A 9,703-nucleotide genomic window follows, 5' to 3' on the forward strand; every position below is an offset into this window, starting at 1 on the left:
TCCACCTTATGGATAATCAACAGGCGTGATGTTTTATATACAATCACTCACACATTATAGCACGATCATTACGTCTTACTATATAGAAATCACTTGGCGTAGTAACAAAAGTTCAGGTGGTTGGAAGGAGGAGATTCAGAAAAGAGAAGATGTATATAAACATTTGCTAATACGTCAAGTGAATTTATACAGTTTCCATCCTTTCCCTGTGTTTTTTTCTTACCTTTTTACGATAGAGTAGGAAGGGAAAAGAAAGGTAGAAAAGATTGGGAGAGGATATTTTACATCATGAGAAAGAAAGCTTCTATTATTACCTTGCTGATACTCGTCTGTATTATGGGCGGATGCATTCAGCCGAGTGAGATTCGTGCGGATGAGTCCCTTCCGTTCGATGATATTGCTCCCAGTTATGCACGGACACAAATCCTAGATTTGTATAAAAGGGGTCTTGTGTATGGAGAGGGGAATCGTACATATGGTCCCCGCAAGCCTGTAACACGCGAAGCGATGGCGACGATGCTAGGACGTACAATCGGCTTAGTTCCAATACGCGCCGCTATCCCCGCATTCAAAGATGTCGGGCAGACTTCATGGTCCTACGACTTTGTGCAGGCGGGCGTAACTACCGGGCTTATCAGTGGGGTATCACGGGATGAATTTGCGCCCAAGCGTGCCATAACTAGACAAGAAGCAGCTTCGTTATTGTACAGGTCTTTACCGAAAAAAAAGACAGTGCAGGGTAAAGCACTGCCATTTCGGGATACAGACAAAATCGCCGATTGGGCGCGCCCTGCAGTGGCCGAATTATATGCACGTGGCCTGATGATCGGAAGTCAGGGGCAATTTCGTCCACATGATCAGCTGACACGGGAAGAAATGGCGGTATTACTGTATAATCTTCTGCATCAGTCCGACTTTGAAAAGCATACAGTACATAACGGCATGCTTCAAATGGGCTGGCAGTATGATATATCGACGGACGAATTCACGACTAGGGTAAAAAAGGCAAACGGTATGAACATTGTGTCACCACGATGGTATTTCCTTACTTCATCTGGAAATCTTACTGATACGACCGAGCGCTCGCTATTAACATGGGCAAATAAAAACAAGCGAGAAGTATGGCCGTTAGTTGGCAATCGGTTCAATCAAGAGCTTACTCATCAGATACTCACCGATTCGGCAAAACGAATGGCACTTGTACGTCAGCTTACCGAATACACGAAAAAGTATCAGCTAGATGGTCTTAACATTGACTTTGAAAATATTGCTCCGACAGATCGCTCGTATTTTACCGCATTTATCGCGGAATTATCCAACGCTCTCCATTCACTCAATAAAAAAGTTTCAGTTGATGTACCACCGGACTTAGGGGATGATTGGAGCGAGCCGTATGATTTTTCTTCGTTAGCCCGCTATGTCGACTATGTCGTGCTAATGGCATACAACGAAACGTGGGAAGGAAAAGGCGTGGCTGGGTCCAATGCATCTCTTCCCTGGTTGGAGAAGCATGTAAAACGTATGCTTACGCTAATGCCCAAGGAGCGTCTAATCGTTGCTCTTCCGTTCTACACAATGCGCTGGCAGGAAGTGAACGGTAAAGCAGAACCGGAAGAAATAACAATGGCGAATAGCTTTAAGGATGTTCAAACATCAGGTATCAGACCAGTTTGGGATACGCGATTGGGACAATATTACATCACGTACCGTAAACAGGGCAAGATATACAAAGTTTGGCTTGAGGAAAGCCGTTCCCTTGCCTTGAAATATCGAACAGTGAAAGAGCTTGGCGCAGCGGGGACGGCGTTCTGGCATGTTGGCGCCGAAGCCGACGAGGTGTGGGCCGCTATACAAAATGAACAATGATCGTATACTCGGTAGATTCTCATAAAACAAAAGGGGCACATGATATGTTTTTTCATTATCATGTGCCCCTTCTATTTCCTATAGCGTGAAAATCAGCCAATGAAATTGAATAATATATCCTGGTTAATTGGCTAGATGAACAAAGGAAAATTTTTTGGTAGGATGAATGAAGTTGACCTAACAATTATCTGAAAATTAGAGAAGGAAAGAGGCTATGAGAGAGAAAAAGAAAAGAATAAGACGTTGTATAGCTACAGGTGTGTTTTCTGTATCTTTGCTTGCCGGTATGTTTCCCCTTCAGGAAAATAAAGCGAAAGCAGCTGAAATATTCTCAGATACATACAAGGTTTCCTGGGCAGTACCCAGCATCGAAAACTTATATGAAAAGGGGATCCTGAAAGGAACTGCCCCGAAAGAGTTTTCGCCGAACCAATCGGTGACGCGAGCTGAATTCGCTGCCGTACTGGAACGGGCAGTTGACAAACCGATCAAGGTGAACAATTTTCCGTTTACCGATGTGTCGAAGAACAAGTGGTATTACAGCGCAATAAAAAAAGCGTATCAAATGGGAATTGTTAAAGGTGTGTCGGCCATCCACTTTGCTCCAGAGCGCCCGATTACACGGGAGGAAGCGGCGGGGATTATTGCCCATACGTTTAACTATTCTCATTCCGGCAAGGCGCTGGCTTACAAAGATAAAGGAAAAATCAGCAGCTGGGCCGAGGACAGTGTGAAAGCCGTAACAGAAAAAAAGATCTTCTCCGGTGATGCGGGGTATTTCTATCCGCAGCAAGCGCTCACACGTGCTGAAATGGCAGTTGTTATACAAACGGTATTGTACGGTCCCTTGAAAATGGCACCAAAGCCAAAAGTGGCGTCCCGTACCAGCTATCGCCTTGATGAGTTGTTCCAACGAACGGTACAGCCGCTTCTAGGTGTTCCGTATCATTGGGGAGGCGCTTCCCCATCCGGGTTTGATTGTAGTGGATTTACGCAATATGTATACAACTCCTTAGGCGTCAGTTTACCACGTACGGCCGAGCAACAGTTTGAAATAGGAGCAAAAGTATCCGTTTCATCCATGCAGCCGGGCGATTTGGTGTTTTTTGATACGGGCAGCGGCTCCATTTCACATGTTGGCATTTATATGGGTGCAGGGAAAATGGCGCATGCGGCAAGTGGTCAAGGTTCCGTAAAAATTAATGACATTGATTGGTATTTAAATCACTATCGGGTTGTTGGCGTAAAAAGATATTTATAACGGGAAGGCGTTCCGGGTTAAACTGGCTTGGAACGCTTTTTTATGGAGCTGCGTATACATGGATAAAAAAAGCCTCACCATAAAAGTACGGAAAACGAGAGCCCCCTCAAAAATATGGTTCAAAAGGAAATTCATGACTATTCTTAATTTACCACTATTCTGTGATTTTTTTTAACTAAATTTTAACTTTACAACTATGTAGTTCAGTATTACAATTTTCTCGTTCATCATCTAGAGAAGGAGAAAGAAATAATTGAAAAAAAAAGTCTTCGTGCTAGCAGGTTTTTTTCTGGCGTTTTTGTTTTTTCCGGTATTTTTGCCGCAGCATGAACAGAAAAGCGGCATCCGTCTTGGAGAGCCAAAAGCGGAAAGTTTTACTCCGGTTACGACAGGAGTAAAAAATGAAACCAGTCTGGAAAACAAAAAGCTGGCCATCGATGTAGACGTCTATCTGCAAAAGCAACTGGCATTGGACAAGTTTCATGGAACGGTATTAATTGCCAAGGGAGATACCATTCTTCTGAAGAAGGGATATGGGTACGCATACGAGGAAGAAAAAGCACCGAATGAACCCGGTCAGAAATTCGCAATAGCCTCCTTGACCAAAGCATTTACAGCAATGGCAATTTTACAGTTGCATGAACAACATAGATTAAATATTAATGAATCAATTGAACGCTTTTTTCCGACATACCCATTTGCTAAAGAAGTAACCATTCATGATTTGCTGACCCATTCTTCGGGGCTGCCTATGAATCGTGGAAGTCACGCGTATGAAAATCTGACGCTTCTATATCCACCGGGAACGAACCAGAACTACAGCAATGAAGGATACATTCTCCTGGGGCACATTATTGAACAAGTATCCGGTATGTCTTATGAAAATTATTTGAACACCCATATTTTTACTCCGCTTGATATGAAAGATACAGGGGTCAATATTAATCAAAGCAAAGTACTGAACAGGGCAAGAGGACATAAGAACATTCATGGACGCTGGGTTGCGCTGGGGATGGACTATTCCACACGTTTTTCTTCTGGGAGCTTGTATTCTACGGTAGAAGATCTTTACAAATGGGACCGTGCTTTATATACAGATAGGTTGGTCTCGGAACCGCTGCGTCGGAGTATGTTTACACCACAGATGAAAGCATATGGCTATGGGTGGCATCTGGAAGAAAAAAATGGCAGGAAACTTGCCGAACACAACGGTTATGTACTTGGATTTTCTGCCGAGATTGTACGTGATATGTCATCGAAAAGCGTGATCATTCTTCTGAGCAATCATGGTGATACAGAATTAAAGGATATAGCAAATGCGTTGCTGGACATTATTCAGCCGGTCGATAGCGACGAAAACGAACAACCAATAGAGAAAAAAGCGGTATTATAATGGATCATTCGTACTAATCAAAACGGCGTACCCGACTGCTGTCGGCTTGTACGCCGTTTTGATTTTTCTCATATAAAATCAAACATTCTAAATGTGCTATCAGCTTTTATGTGTATAAAAATCACTTGACGTAGTAACAAAAGTTCAGATGGTTGGAAGCAAGGGTGTTGATTATCCAGTATGATCCAGAGTGGATCGCCACCACACCGTGCCCCAAACGAGCGTCGGTTCGTCTCCTGCACTTTCTTTCTTCCACCTTATGGATAATAATTTATGAAAAATGTTCCCGGAGAAGGTTTTTCTTTTTCACAATTCCCCACAATTTCTTGATATTTGTGCCGCTTTTTCTATGTACAGTAGAAAGCAAGGAAAGATAGCAAAGGAGGATACGCATCATGGGTTTTTATGATGACGAATATGCCGGTATACAAAAGAAAAGGAAAAGTGGCAGGGCTTCAGTCTTCTTATCTGCCCTAATCGGTGCCGTAATCGGCGGAATGCTAGTTCTGCTGGTGTTGCCACCCCTTGTACAGTCAGGGTACATCCCTGAAGCGGAACAGCCACAGCAAAAGAGTGTAGCGAGTGTTCCTGTCTCTACTTCTGGTGGGCAAGCCGCTTCTCCTATTACAAAAGCGGTAAATAAAACAGAAAATACAGTGGTTGGTGTCATTAATATGCAGCAACGCCAAAGCTTTTCGGATATGAGTGGGCAGCTGGAAGAACAGGGAAGTGGGTCCGGTGTCATTTTCCGCAAGGCAAACGGTAAGGCATATATCGTTACGAACAATCATGTAATTGAGGGCGCTAATGAAGTGCAAGTTTCACTAGCTACGAACAAACAACCGGTAAAAGCAAAAGTCGTTGGTGCTGATCCGATAACGGATCTTGCCGTTCTCGAAATTGACGGAGAGCAAGTGAAGGAGGTAGCCGAATTCGGTGATTCATCCAAGCTCCAGGTTGGCGAATCAGCGATTGCGATCGGGAATCCGCTTGGTATGGAGTTCTCTCGCACAGTTACAGGAGGTATTATTAGCTCGACGGATCGTACGATGCCGATCGATTTGGATAAAGATGGCCAAACAGACTATGAGATGAACGTCATTCAAACGGATGCGGCGATTAATCCTGGGAACAGTGGTGGCCCACTACTAAATGCACAAGGACAGGTTATCGGAATTAACAGCCTTAAAATTGCTCAGACTGGTGTAGAAGGTCTTGGCTTTGCTATTCCAATTAACGAAGCGAGTCGTATTATTGACGACCTGATTCGTTACCATTCGGTACAACGTCCATATATTGGAATCAGCCCTGTTGATTTGCAACGAATTTCGCCTGATGAGTGGAAGAATACGCTCGGGCTGCCCGAGAAAGTGCAAAGCGGAGTGGTTGTTCGTAATGTTGAGCATGTAAGTCCTGCGGAGAAAGCAGGCTTACAAATGTACGATGTGATTGTGAAGCTGGATAATCAGGAAATTGAGAACTCGGCCCAACTGCGCAAATATCTTTTTGAAAAGCGCGCAGGCGACAATATAGAAATTAGTTATTACCGCAATGGTAAATTAAAAATTGCAAAAGTTACGCTTGGTAAACAAACAATACAATAAAGTAGATTGAACCATCAGCGAAATGAGCTTCCTCTTTCACTGATGGTTCATTTTATTTCTGCTTACCTTTTACTGGAACGGCTTCGCCGAAATATTCTTCAAGCGTAACACTTCGCTCGGCAACAGCCTGCGCAAGGTCTTTGCCGACATAGCGTATATGCCATGGTTCATATGAGTATCCTGTAATAGCTTCCTTGCCTTTTGGATAGCGGATAATAAATCCGAAGGCTGGCGCATTTTTGGCAAGCCATTTGCCTTCTTTTGTATCACCGAATTTTTGTTCGAGTCCGTAGCTTACACTGGCACTGGAAACATCCATAGCAAGCCCTGTTTGATGCTCGCTTTGGCCAGGATATGCGCTGGTACGATTAGCCACTTCTTTTCCTTTCGTCTTGGTATTCCGGTTAAAAATGGTTTTTTGTGTGGAATACGAACGATAGCCGGATACGGCTTTTATATCGATGTTATCCTTTTTTGCCTGAGCGAACAATTTTTCTAGTGCACGAGCCGCCGGACGACGCAGCTGTTTTTTCGGACTATTGCCCGCAAACGAAAAGGCTACATTCGGTACGACAAGATCGTTCGGTTCATAGTCTGCGGGTAGATTCCGCTTTTTGTTGACCAGCACTGTAATACTTGATGCGTTAGTAACGATTGCTTTTCCATTTCCATCAATAGATACGGTTTTGTCTTTTTCTTTGGAAGCGGGAGCAGGAGGGGGCGGTGGACTTTTCCTGGTATTATCTTCTCCCCTCGGTTTTTCTGGCTGTTGGATTGATTGCTTGATTTGGGCTTGCTCATTCACACCCGTACTCACCGCCTCCTGCTTATTTGTACCGCACGCACTTACGCTTATACAGAGCAATATTGCCGCAGCTCCTCTGCCAATAAATTTGGTATACATTCGTCTTTGCTGTACCTCCATTTTGTATATCGGTTTCTTGTATTAGTAAACTACATGAAAATTAAATTGTAAACATTTCGAATGTATCACAAGGGGTCAAGTAACGATACGGTAGGCAATAGCATAGAATGGCAAAGGAGAGGAGGAAGAAGGATGTATTCTGCTTATACGCCACAAGGTACACCTGCTATGGGGGGACAAATAGTTGCAACAGCAAGGATCCAGGGAGGACCTTTAGCACCCGGCATTACCGGTATCGTACAGTTCGTCCCGGCTCCTGGAGGAACGTGGGTGTCTGCCTACATAGAAGGTCTCCCGCCGTATCGACCGGCTAAGGGAGGGAAACCACCTATCGGTCCGTTCGGTTTTCACCTTCATGAATTCGGAAATTGTCGGGTAGGCGATCCAGCAAAGCCATTTACATCAGCCGGCGAGCATTGGAATCCGACCAATCAGCCACACGGCAATCATGCAGGAGATTTTCCTGTATTATTCTCAAACGGTGGCAGGGCAATTATGGTTTTTTTTACAAATAAATTTACTGTTCCGCAAGTCATTGGTAAATCTGTTATTATTCATGAGAATCCAGATGATTATCGCACGCAGCCATCCGGAGATTCAGGCAGACGCCTGGCATGCGGCGTGATTCAGCAGGGGTATTGATCCTTTAGCGAAGGAGAGAAACGATGTACGGGTTCTATCCTAATGGATATCGCCGATTTCCGATAACTACAGAACCTGGCGACATAAAGCTTTTTCAGTACTCGGCTATGCAATTTCTCCGACCGGCACAAGAGCTTCAGCATTTGCTGCACATCATCGCATCTCAGCCTCATTTTGCCAGAAAAATCAAGGAAGCGGCATCATTAAATCAGACAGATACAGTGAAGCGTTTAATTCGCTCTACAGGTGTCACAACCCTTGCGGATGCAAAATTTACTCCGGATGGCTTGCTTGTTATTTTTCAACCCGAGGATAAGCAGGCCTGTTTTGCAATACGCTTGTCCCTGTGCTGGTAGCTGGAGTCTCCTTATCATGCCAAAGCATATGCACATGATAAAAAGCCAGTGGTACAGTTAGTACCTGCTGGCTTTTTCTTTTATTCTTCATCCCAATTGTTAGGAACGATAATATATTCACCTGTCAAGGCATCCACATATCCGTAGCCTTCTGAATAGTCCCATGCGTAAACAAGAATCGGGGCTGGAGCGCGCTGATCAAAGTATTGCGGCCAAACGTATTGCAGCTTTGGCGATTTGTTTTTTAGAAAAGCCTCAAGCGCCTGATCTTTCGTTATGATGTTCTTTGAATCAGGCAGATCCAGCTTATCCTTTGGTGTGGCCAGCGAGAAAGAAACAATGTTCCCGGTCTGATTGTCTACTGAAATATGGTAGGTACGATCCATGATAGGAATGCCTTCATATGTTTCATAGAAAAAGAAATTATACTCCCTTGACTGGTGCTTGGTAAAACCTTCTGGTAGTTTGCTCTTGTCTACCCAGGCAGGCAGTTCCGGTTTTGTATAAGTAAAATCTGTCCATTCCAGTTGTGTTGCGGAAGGACTGGCATATTTTTCAAGGAAATTGCGTGCGGTGGTGAAAGCCTCATCCTGTGTTATTTTTGCTGGCTGTGCTTCTTGATCCGTGTTCAGCTGTAAGCTGGCATGTTGTACCTGGCCTGTCTTCTTATCCGCTGTGATACTTGCATAGATGTGATGGTCTTCTGCGCTGAATTCATACCATTGTTGCGGGCTTTCTTTCTCCCATGCTGCGCCTTGTCGTTCATTAACGCGTAACTTGGCTACAGCATCCTTGTTATCGAATACTTTAGCAAGCAGCTGCTTTGCCTCTTCTTCGGAATGAACAATGAGCTGCTCTCCCTTTGGAGAAATCATAACCTTTTTGTTTACGGGTTGATTCTGTCCGTCAGCAAGCTCTTTGCCACTCATTATATCAATTGATGCACCTGTTTGTGGCTGGAAGTATCCGAAATTTTGAAAATCATAGCGCAGAACAGACTTTGTTGTTGTTTTCTCCGGCTGCGCCTCTATATAACTTAGTCCTATACTGTCAGCGGTAGCGATTTTTTGCTTAATTTCTTCTACAGATAGGGCGGTGTCTGGCTTTGGTACATCGATCTTATTCAAGTCGATAGGTTCATACGAATAGTGTGTGACATGGCCGAATGCATCGACGCTGATACGCGGTCCGACATTACCTTCTACAGGAATTCCATTTAACATAAGCGGGAAATTAGCCCTGCGATTACTCCATGTTGTTTGTGTACCATCTTCGTTACCGATAGTCGAGGAACCGCCTCCGGTCGATATAGGCTTGCCGAATTGCTTCCTGCCTTCTGTACCGAACCACTCGGTAAGAAACTTATCTGCCGATTCATACGTCAGTTTAAGCGAAGGGTTCTTATCTGAGGCCCATTCCCAAATGTTCAAATTGAGTTCAAGAAGTTCTCCAGTTTTAGTATCGAACGTAAGATGAGCGTTTGATTCATCTTTTTGATTTCCCGTTTCTCCTGCTTTTCTGTTACTAAGAGAAAGGGAAAAACGTCCGCTATTTTCCTCAGGTAGGCTCATAATGATAGCTAACTTCTGTAATTCCGGCTGAAGCGTAAACAGCTTGTCCAGCGTTTTTTGCACGGCAGGCGGAATAGGGGCAAGA

General features: G+C 44.2%; 8 protein-coding genes. 6 read left to right on the plus strand and 2 right to left on the minus strand.

Annotation, left to right across the window (positions count from 1 at the left end; all coding sequences use genetic code 11):
* Positions 1–288 precede the first annotated feature (288 nt).
* From HMPREF0083_RS16165 to HMPREF0083_RS16180, 4 genes are all read left to right on the plus strand, one after another.
* Positions 289–1,866, plus strand: coding sequence for an S-layer homology domain-containing protein (locus HMPREF0083_RS16165; RefSeq protein ID WP_021622649.1), 1,578 nt, complete (start codon positions 289–291; stop codon positions 1,864–1,866).
* Between the two features lie 214 nt (positions 1,867–2,080).
* Positions 2,081–3,127, plus strand: a complete 1,047-nt coding sequence (locus tag HMPREF0083_RS26475; protein ID WP_021622650.1) for an S-layer homology domain-containing protein — start codon at positions 2,081–2,083, stop codon at positions 3,125–3,127.
* 253 nt (positions 3,128–3,380) lie between these two features.
* Positions 3,381–4,520, plus strand: coding sequence for a serine hydrolase domain-containing protein (locus HMPREF0083_RS16175; RefSeq protein ID WP_021622652.1), 1,140 nt, complete (start codon positions 3,381–3,383; stop codon positions 4,518–4,520).
* A 395-nt stretch (positions 4,521–4,915) separates the two neighbouring features.
* Complete coding sequence (locus tag HMPREF0083_RS16180) at positions 4,916–6,124, plus strand: S1C family serine protease (RefSeq protein WP_021622655.1); 1,209 nt, start codon at positions 4,916–4,918, stop codon at positions 6,122–6,124.
* 52 nt (positions 6,125–6,176) lie between these two features.
* Here HMPREF0083_RS16180 and HMPREF0083_RS16185 read toward each other — a convergent pair whose 3' ends face one another.
* On the minus strand, positions 6,177–7,028 hold the full coding sequence (locus tag HMPREF0083_RS16185) for a M15 family metallopeptidase (RefSeq protein WP_148315989.1): 852 nt from the start codon (positions 7,026–7,028) through the stop codon (positions 6,177–6,179).
* Between the two features lie 153 nt (positions 7,029–7,181).
* Here HMPREF0083_RS16185 and HMPREF0083_RS16190 point away from each other — a divergent pair, with 153 nt between their 5' ends.
* Positions 7,182–7,691 carry a superoxide dismutase family protein gene (locus HMPREF0083_RS16190; RefSeq protein ID WP_148315990.1) on the plus strand — a complete coding sequence of 170 codons (510 nt, stop codon included), beginning with the start codon at positions 7,182–7,184 and terminating at the stop codon, positions 7,689–7,691.
* A gap of 23 nt (positions 7,692–7,714) precedes the next feature.
* Complete coding sequence (locus HMPREF0083_RS16195) at positions 7,715–8,047, plus strand: YuzC family spore coat inner layer protein (protein ID WP_021622658.1); 333 nt, start codon at positions 7,715–7,717, stop codon at positions 8,045–8,047.
* Positions 8,048–8,127: 80 nt separating this feature from the next.
* Here the strand turns inward: HMPREF0083_RS16195 and HMPREF0083_RS16200 are convergent.
* A partial coding sequence (locus HMPREF0083_RS16200; protein WP_021622659.1) for a YcdB/YcdC domain-containing protein occupies positions 8,128–9,703 on the minus strand: 1,576 nt, incomplete at its 5' end.

It is taken from the genome of Aneurinibacillus aneurinilyticus ATCC 12856 (genome assembly GCF_000466385.1).
Classification (GTDB): Bacteria; Bacillota; Bacilli; order Aneurinibacillales; family Aneurinibacillaceae; genus Aneurinibacillus; species Aneurinibacillus aneurinilyticus.

Coding starts and splice junctions, on each gene's coding strand:
- HMPREF0083_RS26475 (WP_021622650.1), top strand. CDS start 2,081: ATGAGAGAGAAAAAGAAAAGAATAAGACGTTGTATAGCTACAGGTGTG.
- HMPREF0083_RS16165 (WP_021622649.1), top strand. CDS start 289: ATGAGAAAGAAAGCTTCTATTATTACCTTGCTGATACTCGTCTGTATT.
- HMPREF0083_RS16195 (WP_021622658.1), top strand. CDS start 7,715: ATGTACGGGTTCTATCCTAATGGATATCGCCGATTTCCGATAACTACA.
- HMPREF0083_RS16190 (WP_148315990.1), top strand. CDS start 7,182: ATGTATTCTGCTTATACGCCACAAGGTACACCTGCTATGGGGGGACAA.
- HMPREF0083_RS16180 (WP_021622655.1), top strand. CDS start 4,916: ATGGGTTTTTATGATGACGAATATGCCGGTATACAAAAGAAAAGGAAA.
- HMPREF0083_RS16185 (WP_148315989.1), bottom strand. CDS start 7,028: ATGTATACCAAATTTATTGGCAGAGGAGCTGCGGCAATATTGCTCTGT.